Source organism: Paenibacillus sp. J22P51 (assembly GCF_059692215.1).
This window is the reverse complement of sequence record NZ_JCAUAZ010000010.1, coordinates 59,696-76,195: the sequence shown is the minus strand read 5'-3', so window position 1 is coordinate 76,195 and position 16,500 is coordinate 59,696. Positions and strand designations below refer to the sequence as shown.

At 50.1% G+C, this 16,500-nt stretch carries 12 protein-coding genes; 3 read left to right on the top strand and 9 right to left on the bottom strand.

Annotation, left to right across the window (positions count from 1 at the left end):
• Positions 1 to 121 precede the first annotated feature (121 nt).
• Complete coding sequence (locus tag AC58QC_RS20595; protein ID WP_497416948.1) at positions 122 to 859, bottom strand: ThuA domain-containing protein; 738 nt, start codon at positions 857 to 859, stop codon at positions 122 to 124.
• Between the two features lie 206 nt (positions 860 to 1,065).
• Here AC58QC_RS20595 and AC58QC_RS20590 point away from each other — a divergent pair, with 206 nt between their 5' ends.
• Positions 1,066 to 1,989, top strand: coding sequence for a helix-turn-helix domain-containing protein (locus tag AC58QC_RS20590; protein ID WP_497416947.1), 924 nt, complete (start codon positions 1,066 to 1,068; stop codon positions 1,987 to 1,989).
• Between the two features lie 88 nt (positions 1,990 to 2,077).
• On the opposite strand, the gene AC58QC_RS20585 is transcribed toward AC58QC_RS20590, so the two are convergent.
• The 3 genes from AC58QC_RS20585 to AC58QC_RS20575 all read right to left on the bottom strand — a co-directional run bounded on the left by AC58QC_RS20585 (position 2,078) and on the right by AC58QC_RS20575 (position 4,583).
• Positions 2,078 to 2,893 (bottom strand): SPL family radical SAM protein, encoded by an 816-nt coding sequence (locus tag AC58QC_RS20585; RefSeq protein ID WP_497416946.1) that lies wholly within the window; start codon positions 2,891 to 2,893, stop codon positions 2,078 to 2,080.
• Between the two features lie 488 nt (positions 2,894 to 3,381).
• On the bottom strand, positions 3,382 to 4,017 hold the full coding sequence (locus AC58QC_RS20580) for a methylated-DNA--[protein]-cysteine S-methyltransferase (protein ID WP_497416945.1): 636 nt from the start codon (positions 4,015 to 4,017) through the stop codon (positions 3,382 to 3,384).
• Between the two features lie 23 nt (positions 4,018 to 4,040).
• Positions 4,041 to 4,583 carry a bifunctional transcriptional activator/DNA repair enzyme AdaA gene (locus AC58QC_RS20575; RefSeq protein ID WP_497416944.1) on the bottom strand — a complete coding sequence of 181 codons (543 nt, stop codon included), beginning with the start codon at positions 4,581 to 4,583 and terminating at the stop codon, positions 4,041 to 4,043.
• 153 nt (positions 4,584 to 4,736) lie between these two features.
• On the opposite strand from AC58QC_RS20575, the gene AC58QC_RS20570 reads away from it, so the two are divergent.
• The gene (locus AC58QC_RS20570) at positions 4,737 to 5,681 is read left to right on the top strand and encodes a DNA-3-methyladenine glycosylase family protein (RefSeq protein WP_497416943.1); all 945 of its coding nucleotides are present in this window, start codon (positions 4,737 to 4,739) and stop codon (positions 5,679 to 5,681) included.
• Positions 5,682 to 6,059: 378 nt separating this feature from the next.
• On the opposite strand, the gene AC58QC_RS20565 is transcribed toward AC58QC_RS20570, so the two are convergent.
• The 4 genes from AC58QC_RS20565 to AC58QC_RS20550 all read right to left on the bottom strand — a co-directional run bounded on the left by AC58QC_RS20565 (position 6,060) and on the right by AC58QC_RS20550 (position 12,450).
• The gene (locus AC58QC_RS20565) at positions 6,060 to 6,218 is read right to left on the bottom strand and encodes a hypothetical protein (protein ID WP_497416942.1); all 159 of its coding nucleotides are present in this window, start codon (positions 6,216 to 6,218) and stop codon (positions 6,060 to 6,062) included.
• Positions 6,219 to 6,405: 187 nt separating this feature from the next.
• Positions 6,406 to 7,254: a hypothetical protein gene (locus AC58QC_RS20560; RefSeq protein WP_497416941.1), complete on the bottom strand. Its 849-nt coding sequence runs from the start codon at positions 7,252 to 7,254 to the stop codon at positions 6,406 to 6,408.
• Between the two features lie 98 nt (positions 7,255 to 7,352).
• Positions 7,353 to 8,561, bottom strand: a complete 1,209-nt coding sequence (locus AC58QC_RS20555) for a multidrug effflux MFS transporter (protein WP_497416940.1) — start codon at positions 8,559 to 8,561, stop codon at positions 7,353 to 7,355.
• A gap of 598 nt (positions 8,562 to 9,159) precedes the next feature.
• A complete protein-coding gene (locus tag AC58QC_RS20550; RefSeq protein WP_497416939.1) occupies positions 9,160 to 12,450 on the bottom strand; it encodes an OmpL47-type beta-barrel domain-containing protein in 3,291 nt (1,096 codons plus the stop codon).
• An 870-nt stretch (positions 12,451 to 13,320) separates the two neighbouring features.
• Between AC58QC_RS20550 and AC58QC_RS20545 the strand changes: the two genes are divergently transcribed.
• Positions 13,321 to 15,162 carry an AbfB domain-containing protein gene (locus tag AC58QC_RS20545; RefSeq protein WP_497417070.1) on the top strand — a complete coding sequence of 614 codons (1,842 nt, stop codon included), beginning with the start codon at positions 13,321 to 13,323 and terminating at the stop codon, positions 15,160 to 15,162.
• Positions 15,163 to 15,221: 59 nt separating this feature from the next.
• On the opposite strand, the gene AC58QC_RS20540 is transcribed toward AC58QC_RS20545, so the two are convergent.
• Positions 15,222 to 16,349: an NADH:flavin oxidoreductase gene (locus tag AC58QC_RS20540; protein WP_497416938.1), complete on the bottom strand. Its 1,128-nt coding sequence runs from the start codon at positions 16,347 to 16,349 to the stop codon at positions 15,222 to 15,224.
• Between the last annotated feature and the right edge of the window lie 151 nt (positions 16,350 to 16,500).

Genomic DNA, 16,500 nt, shown 5'->3' with positions numbered 1-16,500 from the left:
TACATTGTATTTGTCCAATGAAGCAAGCTTATGGGGGAGTATGGTTGGACAGGTTTGGTGGGCTGAGCATTAGAAAAGCATGCCCCCATAGTTGGGAAGCATGCTCAGTAACTTAGATATATTAAGCTCGTACCTTCGCTTTAATCTCTTCCAATGGCTTGTGGTTGCCATATTTGGGATACTCACGCGTCGATGGTGCAGCCCACTGAACCGCATTGCTGATCACGCGGCGGATTTGATCATTGTAGTACGTGCGGTACGTTTCGTGACCTGGGCGGAAGTAGAAAATCTTCCCGTTCCCACGGTGGAATGTACAACCGCTGCGGAATACTTCGCCGCCTTCGAACCAAGAAACCATGATGAGCTCATCCGGTTGTGGGATATCAAAATGCTCACCGTACATCTCCTCTGCTTCAAGATCAATGTACTCGCCAATGCCTTCCACAATTGGATGACCTGGAGCAACGACCCACAGACGTTCTTTCTCGTCAGCTTCGCGCCATTTGAGATCACAGGATGTGCCCATGAGACTTTTGAACACTTTAGAGAAGTGTCCGGAGTGAAGGACGATTAAGCCCATGCCTTGCCAAACACGCTTTTGAACACGAGCTACGATTTCGTCTTGTACCTCATCATGTGCTTTGTGTCCCCACCAAATCAGGACATCCGTATTGTTCAAAACTTCTTCGGACAAACCATGCTCGGGATCGTCTAGTGTTGCATATGTGACTTGGACAGAACCGCTCAAGCCCTCACCAATTGCCGTGTGGATACCTTGCGGGTAGGCAGCGCGGACGATTTCACTTTCTTTTTCATGACGAAATTCATTCCAAACGGTTACATTTAATGGTTTACTCATTTTACATGCCCTCCAAGATAGCGTATTCATTCTTACTTCTGAGTATAGGTTTTCCCAAGCGTCAAGGAAAGGCAGAATTGTGCCGACTTCTTATTCAATAGTGTCATCTACTGCCCTGCAATGTTATACTTAAGGGGATTAACTCTTATAATCCTTAACGATTCGCCTATTCAAAAATGTCTCGTCCTAGTGAGGTATTCTTACCTATGAACCCTACTCTTAGTCCTACAAACTTAACTGAAATCAGAAATGAAGAGGTCGTGTACCAGAACCCGCTTCTTTTCTTAAAAATATGGGAAATCAAACATGACTACCCCCAATACGACTTACCCGACCCTTGGACATGGCATTGGCATAAGCAGGTTGAGTTTCTGGTGGTGACCCAGGGTCAACTCGCCATCCAAACCAAGGATGCCTATACAATCATGGAGGCAGGGGATGTCATGCTGCTCGGCTCCTCACAGCCTCATCGCACACATAAATACTCGGAAGAGCACCTGCATCAAATTGTATTTCAAATTGATCTAACGCAGCATTTTGATCTGAGTACACTCGCTTATTTGCATTTATTTTCGGAGCTGACGCACTCGCTTGAGCCTTTTAATGCGCTCTTTCGTTCGAATGCGACCGTGAGAGCAAGCGCATTCCAGCTCATTCGGCAAATTTATGAGGAGTCACAATCTCGCCAAATCGGCTATGAGCTAGCCATTGTTGCTGCCATTAAGAACCTCCTGCTTCTTCTACTGCGCAATGATAAACGTGATCTTGCAGGGCTGACCGAGGACTCCGGTATCTCACGCCTGCGGCCAGCGCTTAATTATATTGACGAGCATTTGACAGAACGAATTACGGTCGAAGATGTGTGCCGCATTCTGAATTTGAGCTATCATTACTTTATTAAGTATTTTAAAAAAGTGATGGGACTATCCTTTATTGATTATGTGAATTACAAACGTATCAAAAAAGCCGAGCGCCTCCTGCTCACAGGGGATCTCAGCATTATGGAAATCAGCTATGAAGCCGGCATTCAGAATATGGCTCAATTCTACAAGCTGTTCAAGCGATATAACCAATGCTCGCCGAAGGAGTTTAAGATGAGGTTGCGTGATCAGACGGAGCTGCAAGTGTAAGCTAGAAGTGTAATGAGTAAAAGCGTGCGTTACCAGTGAGAGTAACGGTGAATGAGATGGGAACAACGTTCAAAACAGCGAGATATAATCAGGGGAGGAATCCCTCCTGAGAGACAAATACACGCTCCTGCGGAAAATGCCGCAGGAGCTGTTCGTGCACGCGCCGATACGCATCCCGACTGTACCAGTCGGACAGCTCCAGCGCGTCATAAATGGCACGCACGCCGATACGTTCCGTGCGCTTGCCTCCACCACCATCGCCCATGAAATAGTCGTCGATGCACACCCGATCCACGATGCCCGCCAGCAGCTCGGCGAAGCCCTCCGAGCTTGGCAGCGCTGGCGCTATCGTGGCCTGCACCGGGATCCCGCGAGCGGCGAGCTCGCGGAGTGCTTCTAGCCGCGCCGCGATCGGTGGCGCGGCCGGGGTGAACGCGCGACGGATGTCCTCGCGGTCCGTCTCTACCGTCATGCTGACTCGCACGCGCTCGCCGAGCAGCTGAAGCAGGTCCGCATCCCGCGTCACGAGCGGGCTGCGGGTTTGCACGAACAAGAAGTCCGGCTGCTGCACGGACATCACCTCAAGGAGCGAGCGGGTGAGCCGCTCCTTGTACTCGATCGGCTGATACGGGTCCGTCGCCGAGGAGAAGAAGATCGTGACGGGCCCTTTGCTTTTGGCCCGCGCCAGTTCCTTGGCGAGTAGCGCAGACGCGTTCTCTTTCACGTCAACCCAGGTGCCCCACGGTTCGCTGCGGAATAAGGCCACCGGCATTTGCCGCACGTAGCAATAGGAGCAGGCGAAGGCGCAGCCCGTGTACGGGTTGAGTGTGTGCGTGTAGCCTTCGAGAAAGCCGCTCGCTTTCGTCAATAGCTGCTTCGATTGCTTTCGCTGCACATCGATCATGGATGTACCTCCTTTGCCTGTTTCGAATTACTTGCCTGTGTCAGTGCTCACCGATACTGTTACTCATTACTTAACACTCACTATTGCTACTTACACTATCTTTACTTACTATCTTTACTTACATTCTACTTACAATCTACTTACTTCTCACTTATCGCAACTATCTCCTCACCACCATGCTACTTTACCACCCTTGCTTCCCCCTCAACTTCCACTGTTGCCTCATTCCCACTGTCCCTTCAATATGCTCATCCCATCAACACGTGTTTCCAAGCAGCATCCCGAGCACTAACTGGAAAAACTACAGTTAATCTTCCCCATTTCGCCTTCTAGCTACAATTAGATGGAAAATCTGTAGTTAATTTCATTGTTTTTGGCTACTTATTCGATAATGTGAAAAATTAGCTACAGGAAATCCAGTTATTTTTCATTAAGAGTGAATTCAGACGAAAATAGATGGAGGTTTTCCAGTTAGTTCCGCCGCTTCTTTATTTCCCTTCCCGCTCCAACCGCAACAGCTTCTCCTTATTCGCCAGTCCACCGCGATAGCCAGTCAGCGCCCCGTCCTTCCCCACAACTCGGTGGCAAGGCACAACAATAAGCACCGGGTTTGCGCCAATGGCGGTCCCAACAGCTCGCACAGCACTTGATCTCCCTAGTGACTGGGCTACCTGTGAATAACTCATCGTTTCACCATGTGAAATATCGTTCAAAGCGGCCCACACCCCCTGTTGGAAATCCGTCCCGCGTAAATCTACTTGAAGCGAGAACGCACTCCGTTCCCCTTTCAGATACTCCTCCAACTGCTGAATATATGGCTTCAGGGCTTCTCTATCTTTTATCAAGTTAGCCTGCGGCCCGCTCTTATTGACCCATTTGCTGAATTGCAGCCATGCCTCATCATCAACACCCTCAGCCGCTTGCCCCTCCTGAAACTGCAAATAACCAAGCCCTTGCTCAGTCGCTGCCATCATAAAGTCACTTCCCTCTAAACGTACCATTGCCCAGTAAATGACTTCCGTCTCATTCTTCTTACTCACAGTATTCACGCCTAACCACTCCTCTCTCGCAATCCCGTCTGCCACCGCACAGCTCAGTTCCGATACCCCAACAACAAGTTGCATCAGCGATCCCCTGTCGGTTATGGTTAATGAACGAACTTTTGACGGAATTCTGTGGGCGTAAGCCCAGTTTTCTTCTGGAACAACGTAGCAAAATGAGCAGCATTCGCCATCCCCACCTGCGCTCCGATCACATTTACGGCTGTATCCGAGGTGATCAAAAGCTTTTTAGCCGCCTCCAGACGGGCCTGTTGCATATACATAAGCGGCGTCACGCCTGCTATTCGTTTAAAAGTCCTTTGCAGATGATACGTACTCGCATAAAAATGCTCCGCAAGCGTCGCTAACGACAGCGGCTCAGCGAAATGTTCTTCGATATGCGCCTTCATTTGCTCGATCCATTCCTCATCGGGAAGCCTGATGCCGTCAGGGCGACACCTTTTGCAAGGACGAAAGCTTTCCGCAATGGCTGCGTGGCTGTGATGAAAAATACGTACATGCTCCCGCTTCGGAAGCCTGGATTTACAGGAAGGCCGGCAGAAAATCCCTGTCGTCGCCACCGCATAATAAAACGTCCCATCATACGCCGCATCATTTGTAACGATCGCTTGCCAAAACCGCTCCTGCATACCGAGTGCCCCTTTCCTTGTGTACCTTTTATAAGCTCAGTATACCCAAACAGGCCTGCGGTTGTAAGTATTGGGAGATGAGAAAGCAAGATTACAAAAGCCACTCTCGGCGATAATGCATGTAACAACTTCCTATTGATAAGGAGAATGACGATGCCACATCTGCAAGTTTTTACCCCGTCCAGCCTAAAATGGCACGAACAAACGAGCACGCTCACGCTGGCTCTACCGCAACCTTTTCGATATGAGCAAAATATTGGATATTTAAGTCGCTCCACCAATGAGTGCCTATTCGCTGTGGATAACTCCAGCATTTATAAGCTGCTGCCTATTGGGGATAACCTAGCGCTTATTGCTGTCCACAGTGAGGATGATGTGGAACTTCACATCCGAATTATCCACTATAGTGGATCTAGTCTAACCTCTGTGGTCCGCGAAAATATCGCTCGCTATGTGTGGGAGTGGTTTGATTTGGCGACGGATCTGAGGCCTTTTTATGAGATGGAGGATCCGATTCTGCGTCAAGTGACGGAAGAGTTCCGGGGGCTGCGCCTGATGGGGATTCCAGATTTGTTTGAGGCGATGAGCTGGGGGATTATGGGGCAGCAGATTAATTTGGCTTTTGCCTATACGCTCAAAAGGCGTCTAGTCGAAACCTTCGGTACATCGCTAGATTGGGAGGATCGAACGTATTGGGCGTTCCCAACGCCGGAGCGGATCGCTGCGCTCACGACCGAGGATCTAACCGCTTTACAATTCACGGGTAAAAAAGCGGAATACCTCATTGGCGTTGCCAATCTCATGGCGGAAGGATCATTATCCAAAGCCGGGCTGCTTGGAATGAGCGATTTCCAGGCCATGGAAAAGGACCTGCTGCGCATTCGCGGCATCGGCCCCTGGACGGCCAACTATGTGCTGATGCGCTGTCTGCGCAACCCCGCCGCGTTCCCGTTGGCAGACGTCGGCCTGCATAACGCGCTGAAGCATGTGCTCGGGCTCGAAGCGAAGCCCTCGCTTGAAGAGATCCGCCAGCTTGCGGAGGGCTGGCAGGGCTGGGAAGCTTACGCCACGTTTTACTTGTGGCGGGTTCTGTATTAGCCGCGGCTGATTGACGCGGCGCTAGGGGTGTTGCCGGCGGCACCGCGACGGCCGCGGGTTTCAGCCGCTGAGGCGTGATCGCCGCGGCGTTGGCCACCGGTCGCGGGCACAGATCCTGCCACATCGAGGCGGCGCAAACGATCCTCGCGAAAAATAGCTGGATTTTATGCAGCTATTTTCGGCGATTTTCAGCTATTGAGCCCGTTAACTGGGTTTTATGTAGTTAATTTCTCTGCATTCTACTCTTTTGAGCAAAACGGAGGTTATTAGATGTACTTTTTCCAGTTAAGTGCTCATTTCGGCGAAAATACTAGGATATTGATGTACTTTTTCCATCTAATGATGAGGGGGAGGTAGGTGGTGGGATTAAGTTGCCTTTCACTCTCTCGGTTCCACAACTAATGCTTCCTCAAGTCCTTCCTCCGAGCAATCAAAGCATAATAAAGACTTGTCCTCCTGCACGATGCCATCCAGAAATCCCATTTTACAATAAATGGGTTTCTCACATATGCGACAATGACCGATGAGCTCCTCCATCCGATTTCATCCTCCTCCGTAACTATTCTGTGTACCACGATATGCTTGCGAAAAACTTCTACATTCCCTAGCTGCTTCCCTCCAGCTCCACCACTCGTCACCAAAAAAGGTTGCCTCGCTCGATGTTATCGAATGTGGCAACCTTTTGCTATTCCTATATTGGCTTAATTACTAATCCAGCAATGTATTACGTAGCTGAAGGCGTCGTCGGCGGAGCGGATGGAGCTGATCTGTGCTCCCCGCCACGGCCGGGCTTACCTTTGAACGAACCGCCGTCGCCACGAGGTTGTGGCACAGGGCGTTCGCCGCCTTTGCGTTCAACGAAGCTTTTCAGCTTATCCGTCATGCTGTCTTTGAGCTTAGCGATTAGCTGATCTTCGGTGATGCCTTTAGCTTCAGCGATCTCAGCAAGGGACTTTCCTGCTTTACGCGCTTCCGCCAGCTCTTCCTCGGTGATGCCGAGAATCGCAGCGATTTCGTGCGGAGCACCCCATACACCGCCAGGCATAGGCATGTTAGGCATATTGCCGCCGCGAGGCATAGGCTTTTTATCAAAGTTCATTGCATGAGGCTTAGCTTCTACGATTTTTTTCAAGCGATCGGCGAGACCTGATTTCAGCTTATCCGCTTGCTCTTGTTTGATTTTACCCGCGCTAAGTGCTGAATCGATTTTCTTCGTTTCCGCCTCTGTGAGTTTGGCAAGCAGCGCTTCTTCACTGAGATTGGCTTTCTCCTGCGCGATTTGAACGAGGGTTTTACCCGCATCAATTTCCGCTTTAAGGACGCTCTTATCGATGCCAAGGATGGATGCAAAATCCAGCGCTCCACCGATGCCGCCCTTACCGAAATCAAAACCGCCCCTTGGTGGCGCTGGATGCTTCTCAAATCTATGTTTATCCTGAAACTTCTTAGGTGCAGGTGTCGTCGTGTCTGTGTCGTTAGCAAATGCTTGATTATGCTGAAGTACGAAGCCGCCACTGATCAATAATCCAGCTGCTAGTGTGCCGATAAGCCACGTTTTATGAATGCGCTTCATGCGAGTTACCCACCTTTTTCAATAATTGGTCGATTCTTCTTCAGTATAAACGGTAATTGTGAAAAATCTTTGAATTTTTGAAAATAAAGTGATCCGATTCACGCTTTTTCTCGCGTTAAGAGAACGAAGCAAAGCACGGCGCCAAGCTCCATAACTGCTATGATGATACCTAATGGTATAGCTGTCTGGCTACCGCCAAGACCAACAAGCGGCGCTACTAAGCCACCGATGACGAAGGTCATTAAGCCTAGCAGGGCTGCGGCGCTGCCGGCTGTTTTGCCTTGATTTTGCAGAGCCAGAGATGAGGTTGATACGGAAACTGGACCTATGCAGGACACGATGAGGAAAAATGCCGGCAAAATCAGATAGAGCCCTACCCCGCTAAGCGTTGCTACGAGCAGCAGCAGTCCTCCTAGAACTGCTACTGCTAAGCCTCCAGCTAGCAGACGGTGATTGCTTACTTTGCCAGCTAGTCTTCCCGTTATTTGACCAGCAAGGATCACGCCTGCGCCATTCACGGCGAAGATGACACTGAACATTTGTGGGGAAACATCAAAAATATCCTGCAAAACAAACGGCGACCCCGAAATATAAGCGAACATACCGGCAAAAACGAGCCCCTGCGTTAACGCATAGCCCATGAACAAACGGTCTGTGAGCAGGCCGCGGAATATACGCAGCGTGTTCGTGAGCCCACCTTTGGTACGGCGTTCAGGTGGATGGGTTTCTTTTAGCCCAAGGACAACAATAATGAGCATTACGACACCGATCAAGCTGAGCACCAGGAACACACCGCGCCATGAGGTGAATTGCAGCAGCTGGCCCCCGATAATCGGAGCAAGAATAGGAGCCGAACCATTCACGAGCATCAGCAGCGCAAAAAACTTCGTCAACGCCACGCCTTCATACATATCACGAACGATAGCTCGGGAAATCACGATTCCTGCGGCTCCCGCCATCCCTTGCACGAAGCGCAGGACGAGGAATACCCAGATGGACGGAGCAATCATACAAAGTGCGGAAGCAGCGCCGTAAATCAAGAGTCCTACTAATAGAGGCAAGCATCTCCCACGCACATCACTCACCGATCCAGCAACGAGCTGGCCTAGCGAGAGACCGAGCATGCAGGCGGTTAGACTCATTTGTGCGAGCGAAGTTGTCGTATGAAGATCATCCGCAATGACGGGCAGCGCAGGTAGATACATATCTAGAGAAAGCGGCCCGAAGGATGCGAGTAGACCGAGCACTAGCACCATCCATAATCGGTTGCCGCTCGCTATTTCTTTGGATTGTGAAGCAATAGACATAAGAGATCACAAACTTTCCTGAGTAATTCATTTAACCTACCACTGGGATAGGGTTTTGTCTAGATGGTTCTGCGTGAAGGGAGAAGCTGCAAATTGTAAGGCTTGCGGGGACAAGTAAGGGAACTGTGGGGCGCTATTTGTGCGATTTCGGCTTCAAACACAGCATAAAAACCCAGATAAGAACTCGCCATGGTCTTATCTGTCGAAAAGTACCGCTTCTACCTGAAATAAGAACTCAAGGAGTTCCTATTTCAGGTAATTCCGCGAAATAACACCAAATTACAGCCAATAAGAACTCGCCATGGTCTTATCTGGCGAAAAGTGCCGCTTCTACCTGAAATAAGAACTCAAGGAGTTCCTATTTCAGGTAATTCCGCCCTGTAGTTCCCTTTCGCGAGGGGGACCTAGGTTTCGGGTGAGGGTGGGCTTGGGCTTGGGCTTGGGCTTGGGCTTGGGCTTGGGCTTGGGCTTGGGTTCGCGCTCCCGTTTCGCTCGTATTCCCCCTCCAGCATGCGTGTTCGCATACGCAGACTATCCCCGCCGCAGAATTCAAACAACCCCCCAGGTCTACGACCTGAGGGGCTGCACTTCTACGCGGTTACTTCGTAACCGTCACTGTCAACACATCGCTGGCTGTCACGCCTGCGGCGTTGAATAGCTCCACGCGATATTGATAAGCTCCAATGCCGCGACCGGCAATGGCTGATACTGCAGACTGTGCGCTAGGAGAAGCTGCTTGCAGGCTTTTGCTATCAATAAGCACTCCGTTCTCGAAGAGGCGGTATCCTGTTGCATTTGTCCCCCACCACATATTCGTGCTCACTTGATAGGTGCCATCTCCATCCCAATTATCCTGCGATAAGACTGGCTTACCTGGGGATGCATCTGTGATGGTTACAACGAGGGGCTGACTAGCTGTCGTTCCGAAGAAATTAATAAGTTCGCTTGTGTAGGTGTAGGTGCCGTTAGGTTTACCAGATACATCCATTTTGGCGATTTGAGCCGCTGGGGAGGCATCTGCTAGTGTTTTCGTGCTGATAAGAACGCCGTTTTCGTAAAGTTTGAAAATCGTACCATTATTTCCCCACCACATGTTCATAGTGACCGTGTAGTTGCCATCTTTTAGACCAGAATAGCCGTTATTGGAGGATAAAACAGGCTGACCAGGCGCGCCAAGGGATAATGGCTTAACCACGTTAAATATCTGCGATGCACTTGTCGCGTTACCTGCTGCATCCACTACGAGGTATACCACTGTGTGTGGACCTACTGCCAGACTACCTGCGGCAATTGTCTGACCGCTTGTAATCGCATTGCCGTCCAAGGTCAAGGTTTGCTCCGCAACACCCGAAAGTGCATCACTGCTAACCAAATCGAATCTCAACGACGTCGTGTTCGTCACATCCGTTACCGCATGCCCCGACTCGGTTAGGGTAGCTGCTGGCGCTGTTTTATCCAGCTTCACTTGCAGGGATTGCGCTGTTTCCACATTGCCCGCAGCATCCGTAGAGGAATAGCTCAACGTTGTTGTGCCCTCGCTCCCGATAGCCACTGGCGCTGTGTAGGCAGCTGAAGCTCCACCGTTAATGGCATATTGGGTGACTACTGCACCCGCTTGATCATCTACTGCAGTTAACGTAACGGTTACGTCATCCTTGATCCAACCCGCTCCATTCGGAGAACTCGATAAAGCAGCTGTAGTTACAGGTGCTGCGGTATCAGCCGTCATGCTGAAGTCGCTCAAGCCCCTTGGCTTCAATTGATAGACACCTTTGAAAATAGCGCCAACACCTTGAATCGTCACCTTTTGCCCGGCTGTGTATGGGAAGGTGCTTAAAGATAAACCTGTTCGTGTATCGACACGAATGTGGTTGCTTACGGCGTCTTTGACAGCGTCGAATTCAAAAGAACCCGTTGGTGACGCCGTAATGATATTGCTGATCGTCACATCGCTAAGTGTGAGCAGCTGCCCTTGATTGTCCACAGTCACAGCGGATACTGGGGTTGGGGTTGGGAGCTCAGCGACACCGGTTTTGGTGATTTCAACTGGATCTGTTAGCTCAAACTCCGTGTTGAAAAGTGCGGTAGACGCCGTCACTTTTACTGTATCGCCTTTGTGGAAGCCACTCAAGCTTTGGAACACATACAAGCCGCCAGTCGCATCTTGTAAGTAGAAAGCCTGTCCGCCAAAAGCCCCCGGCTCCGTCGTAACAACACCCTCAACCGTGACCAACGTACCTGCTGCTTTCGCACGTGCTTCGGAGACGGCGATTTTGGCTGGAATCGGATTCTGCTCTTCCGGCAAGTTTTCGGCAGGCACATTTCCTAGTGTGACACTTTCGGTTTTGATATTTGAACCGTTGAGACGCAAACGCAGATTCGCTGGAGCCGTCGTTCCTGGAACAACACGTACATTCAAATCCTTCGTCGCGTGACCATTGATATCTGCAGTTACACTAAATGTGGAGCTATACGCATAAGCTGTCGGCCAAGTGCCGTCTGCATTCTGCACCTTGGCGATTTGCGAGCCGCCACTGACCAGATAGATCCCAAGGCTGAACCCCGTAACCGTAGTCGAAGGTGGCAAGTTATCCACAACGACTCTGATCGGGAAGTCCACAGCATTCGGCAATACCGCTTGTTTCACGAAGCTGTAAGTCGTATTCGTTGTAGCTGCAGGTCCGCCATACGAGCCGGCTTTGAACGTGCTGCGGTCGTACCATTTGTAGCCCGCGTTTGGCGCCGCCCAAGGCTCTGGCTGTGGTTCCGTCGATGCCGCTGGAGCTTCAAAAGGCAGCAAAGCTGTCGGCTGATCAAGCTGCAAGCCGCTTACTTCGGAGAAGCTGATATAGCTTTCTTTGGTAGAAAGCCAGTTCACCATGTTCACAAGCAGCGTTCCGTCATCCACTTCTTTAAAACCATCATACGTCGTCTTCTTCGCGCCTGTATCTTCACGTACGTATTTCGGCGTCGCATCTTCTACCGGCGAGGAGTCCCCGATGAAGGCAGCCTTCCCTGCGCCTGCTTTTGCAACAGCTGCGTAAGGTCCTTCTGCCACTCCGCCTCCGTTGTAGACACCTTGATCTACTGCACTCGCCCAAGCTTCATTCGTTTGCGGTAAGTACACAATGCCCTTCGCTTTCGTTGGATCGATAATAGCCAGCGTGGATCCGGCATGCATCGCTACACTGGAGACACCTGTCGTGATGCCAAAAGCTTGCGCAGGCGCAACGATGTTATTCGCATTAATATCACCTAATGCGTTATATCGAAAACGCAGACCAAACTGCGTCGCCAGCCAATCCGAGCTTGCTACATCCTGCATAGCTGAGGAGGCCGCCTCTTCCGCACTCATCCCTGCTGCTGGATTCGTCCAGGCACCTCGACGATATCCATTGAAAACCTCGGAGCCATCCCAGCGGTTTTTGTTACGGTCGGCATTGTAGTGATCGCCGATGAAGAAAATACTGCCGCCACCCTGCACATATTGGGAAAGTGCTGCTTGCTCACTTGTTTTGTACGGAACATTGGACTCCGCTACCACAAAAACATCATAACCGCTCAAATCGGCCAACGTAATTGGCGTCGTTTTGCGCAGTTCTTTTACATAATAACCATTATTCGCTAACGCGTTGCCGAAATCCGAAAAGGCCCCATCAATGACCCAATCTGCTGCTCCTGCCGTCTGTTCGTGTGTGTTATCGAAGAGTACTTTCTTTCCTGCATTTCCATTCACAACTTTGGCTTCGATGAACGGCGCTGGATCTGTTGGTCCCTCCGCCATCACCGCCTGCCAGCTGCTTGTTGCCAGCACTTGGAACGGTATTGCTACAGTCAACGCCAATGTTGTCTTCCATAATCTTGATTTCCATCCTTTGAGCCTACTCATTACAATTCCTCCTTAGCCTATTTGCTGAGTCAAAACCTTTCTACATAAGCAGCAGCTTATCGGACAGACAAGCTATCTAAGAACCACCTTATTCTACCATAGGATAATTGCGAAATTTGCTATTTTATTGTAAAGACTTGGAAATTTGTGCAGGAAACCAAAGAACTAGATAGATTTCCAAAAGGTCTTGGAATATATCTGTTTTCAGGGGATTATTTGGAGGGAGCCGGCGTGCGTATTGGGCAGCAGTATTGTTCTGAGAATTTCAGAAGCGTTGCCTGGCCTGAATCTGAGAAGTATCTTGTCTGTGAGCATGGCTATCCATAGGTGTAACAGCGTACCGAGCCTGCTCCCTGCCCCTCTTCCCCTAGTTAGATGGAAAATCTACAGTTAATTCGGGTGAAGCGCTCCATAAATTGGGACTAGATGGAAATTATACAGCTAATTCTGTCTGATGCGGCGAAAAGTGAGAGATTGGCTGATATTAACTTCATATTTTCCAGTTATTTGATATAAACCTATGGAAACTATAAAAATAGATGTAGTTTTTCCAGTTATCGCGGCTGAGGGCTGGGGAGGATGACTATTGAGTATTCCTGGCGGCGAGGGATGGTTTAGTTGACTATTGAGTTATTCATGGCTGGGAAGGATGACAACAAATCAGTTATTTATAGGTACCTATGAAAAATTCACTCCCTGCTCCGCAACATTGTTCATGAATATCACTTTCGTTCAGTTGTAACCGCTTACATAAGTGCGTACGATAAAGTAGAGACCAGCCCTCAAGAAATATTGAGAACGGTCATCCCAAACATTGAAGGAGGAAATTAACGAATGAATATCTACACAAGACGGACGCTCACCGCACTGATGTATGCACTGTTGGCTGCCTTGTTTCTTGCCCTTGTCCCGCATCAAGCAAGCGCTGCAAGTGTCACGATAACGAATGGCACGGCCTGGACCGATACGGCGGGCAACGAGATTCAAGCGCGAAGCGGTAATATTTTAAAGGTGGGATCGACGTATTACTGGTACGGCGAGCATGCGGTGAGCGGAACGTTTGATAGTGTAAACGTGTATACCTCTACGGATCTCAAGAATTGGACCTTCAGCAATGCTATCCTCACAAAAAATTCAGCGACCGAGCTAAACTCCAGTAAAATCGAGCGTCCGAAAGTCATTTACAATGCCTCAACTGGCATGTATGTCTTATGGGCCCATTATGAAAATGGCACCGATTATAGCTTAGGCCGAGTGGCCGTTGCTACGAGCTCTACACCAAACGGAAACTTTACCTACCAAGGCAGCTTCCGCCCGCTTAACTATGAATCCCGTGATATGACGGTGTTCGCTGACACCAACGGTTCAGCCTACCTTGTGACCGCTTCTCGCAAAAACGGCGGCGCCAACGACACAATGGCTATCTTCCAGCTCAACGCCAGCTATACAAACGTGTCTTCCTTCGTCGGCTGGATTTTCGAGAACGGCTATCGGGAAGCACCTGCTGTCGTGAAAAAGAACAATACCTACTACCTGTTCACCTCACAGGCCTCTGGCTGGTATCCAAATCAAGGGGCTTATGCGACGGCTTCATCCATGACGGGCACTTGGTCTGCGCTTTCGCCGTTTGGAGACCCTGCGGCTTACGCCACGCAAATCGAAAACATTATGACGGTCTCCGGCAGCTCGACGACCAGCTACATTTATATGGCTGACCGTTGGAACCCGCTGAACTTGAGTGACCATAAATACATTTGGCTGCCGCTGACATTGAATGATACGAGCGCCTCAGCCACGTTGAACTGGTACAGCTCTTGGAATATTGACGCCGTAACCGGCACCGTCACACTGCCAACTCACGTCAATCACGCTACGGGCAAAACAGCAACGGCAAGCTCAACAGCAGCCAGTTCTTCCGCGGCCAATGCGCTGGATGGCAATGCCCAAAGCTCATGGGCCGCTTCCAGCAGCACATGGCCAGCATGGTGGCAGGTCGATTTCGGAGCACCGAAGACGGTTACGGAGGTCGATATCTCCTGGTTTTTATACAAAGGCTCGGAAGGCTATCACAAGTATAAAATCGAGATCAGTAACGACGGCGTGAACTACGCCACGATTGATCGCACAACGAATACCGCCTATGGCTTTACGACCGATAAGGTACATTTCACGGCGCGGTATGTACGGATTAACCTCGTGAATGCTGTCTTGTTCAACAATCCGAGCAATTGGTATACGCCAACCTTATACGAGGTTCGTCTCTTCGGACCATCGACGGCCGATGCCACAGGCTACAGCAAATTTGCTTCTCACAATTTCCCAACTTATTTCATACGTCACTCTAACTACACGCTTCGAATCGATCCTAACGTTACACCTGCTCTGGATTCTCAGTTCCGTGTGGTGCCAGGTTTAGCTAATGCGTCTAGCGTTTCACTGGAGTCCATTAATTTCCCGGGCTATTTCATCCGGAAAAACGCCAGTAATCAGATCGTCCTTGCTCAATTTGACGGCACGACTGCCTTTAATCAAGATGCTACTTTCAACCTCGTTGCTGGTTGGGCAGACAGCAGCAAAGTCTCGTTCCAATCCTACAGCGCACCTACCTACTACATCCGCCATTACAACTATGTGCTGCGCGTGGAGGTCATCAACGCTTCAAGCACAGCAACCGTGAAGAGTGATGCGACGTTTGCGCGTACGAATTACTAAGTAGATGCAAAAAGAGATGACAGCAATGTCATCTCTTTCTCTGTATACATAGATCCGAATCAGTACAAACGTTTCAGCGCGTCAGGTGAAAACGGCAGTAATTCATTGAACCGACCGCCCCGAACCTTGTCAGCCCAAGCAGGGTCAACCAACAGCGCGCGTCCAATCGCAACGAGATCGAACTCATTCTGCTCTAGGCGAACAAGCAACTCATTGATGTCAGCCGTGCCTGCGCTTTTCCCTCTGAAGGAACCCAAGAATTCATCATCTAAACCGACCGACCCAACCGTGATCGTAGGTTTACCCGTTAACTGCTTCACCCAGCCTGCGAAATTGAGGTTAGATCCTTCGAACTCTGGTTCCCAGAACCTCCGAGTCGAGCAGTGGAATATATCAACGCCTGCTTCGACGAGCGGCGCCAGCATTTGTCCGAGCAGCTCTGGCGTGGCGGCGAGTTTGGCCGTATATTCGCTGGATTTCCACTGTGACAACCGAATCATAATCGGAAAGTCGGGGCCAACCGCGCGGCGGCAAGCCTCGATGATTTCGACGGCAAACCGCGTGCGAGCCAGTAGACTGCCACCGTACTTATCCGTGCGTTGATTCGTTTTCTCCCATAGGAATTGATCGATTAGGTAGCCATGGGCGCCATGGAGCTCGATGCCGTCGAAACCAATCCGTTTCGCATCAGCAGCTGCTTGTGCATAAGCTTGCACGACTTGCTCGATTTCCGCCTGTGTCATCGACTCATTCACTTGTTCACCAGCTAAATTACGGCCTGATGGTCCAATCGATGGTGCTTCCGGATGCGGAAGTGAACCATTCGGGCGAGTCATCCCGATATGCCAGAGCTGAGGCATGATACGTCCTCCCGCTTCGTGCACAGCATCAGCAACACGTTTCCAGCCCTCCAGCGCCGCTTCCCCATGGAAGTTAGGGATTCGCGGATCGTTGGTTGCCGCAGGATGATTGATCAGTGTACCTTCTGTAATGATAAGGCCAACGCCATTCTCCGCACGACGACGGTAATAATCCGCCACATCCGCTCCAGGCACGCCTCCCGGTGAGAAGCTTCGCGTCATCGGCGCCATCACGACTCGATTCGTTAAGCTAAGATTTCCTAGTGTAAAAGGCTTGAACAACGCCTCGATAGAATGAGTCTCTTGATTTGTATTGGAAATCGTCATGATTGTTCCTCCACTCCATATTTTTCTATAGGGTTACAAAATGACATACGTTCAATGCATTTAATTCGTTTGTTCGATTATTATCGAACAATAGAAATATAGCATGGAGTATGTTAAAATGCAATCACTACGCCTACACGAGGAGGAAGCA

Coding starts and splice junctions, on each gene's coding strand:
- AC58QC_RS20595 (WP_497416948.1), bottom strand. CDS start 859: ATGAGTAAACCATTAAATGTAACCGTTTGGAATGAATTTCGTCATGAA.
- AC58QC_RS20540 (WP_497416938.1), bottom strand. CDS start 16,349: ATGACGATTTCCAATACAAATCAAGAGACTCATTCTATCGAGGCGTTG.
- AC58QC_RS20590 (WP_497416947.1), top strand. CDS start 1,066: ATGAACCCTACTCTTAGTCCTACAAACTTAACTGAAATCAGAAATGAA.
- AC58QC_RS20555 (WP_497416940.1), bottom strand. CDS start 8,561: ATGTCTATTGCTTCACAATCCAAAGAAATAGCGAGCGGCAACCGATTA.
- AC58QC_RS20580 (WP_497416945.1), bottom strand. CDS start 4,017: ATGCAACTTGTTGTTGGGGTATCGGAACTGAGCTGTGCGGTGGCAGAC.
- AC58QC_RS20550 (WP_497416939.1), bottom strand. CDS start 12,450: ATGAGTAGGCTCAAAGGATGGAAATCAAGATTATGGAAGACAACATTG.
- AC58QC_RS20570 (WP_497416943.1), top strand. CDS start 4,737: ATGCCACATCTGCAAGTTTTTACCCCGTCCAGCCTAAAATGGCACGAA.
- AC58QC_RS20545 (WP_497417070.1), top strand. CDS start 13,321: ATGTATGCACTGTTGGCTGCCTTGTTTCTTGCCCTTGTCCCGCATCAA.
- AC58QC_RS20575 (WP_497416944.1), bottom strand. CDS start 4,583: ATGCAGGAGCGGTTTTGGCAAGCGATCGTTACAAATGATGCGGCGTAT.
- AC58QC_RS20560 (WP_497416941.1), bottom strand. CDS start 7,254: ATGAAGCGCATTCATAAAACGTGGCTTATCGGCACACTAGCAGCTGGA.
- AC58QC_RS20585 (WP_497416946.1), bottom strand. CDS start 2,893: ATGATCGATGTGCAGCGAAAGCAATCGAAGCAGCTATTGACGAAAGCG.
- AC58QC_RS20565 (WP_497416942.1), bottom strand. CDS start 6,218: ATGGAGGAGCTCATCGGTCATTGTCGCATATGTGAGAAACCCATTTAT.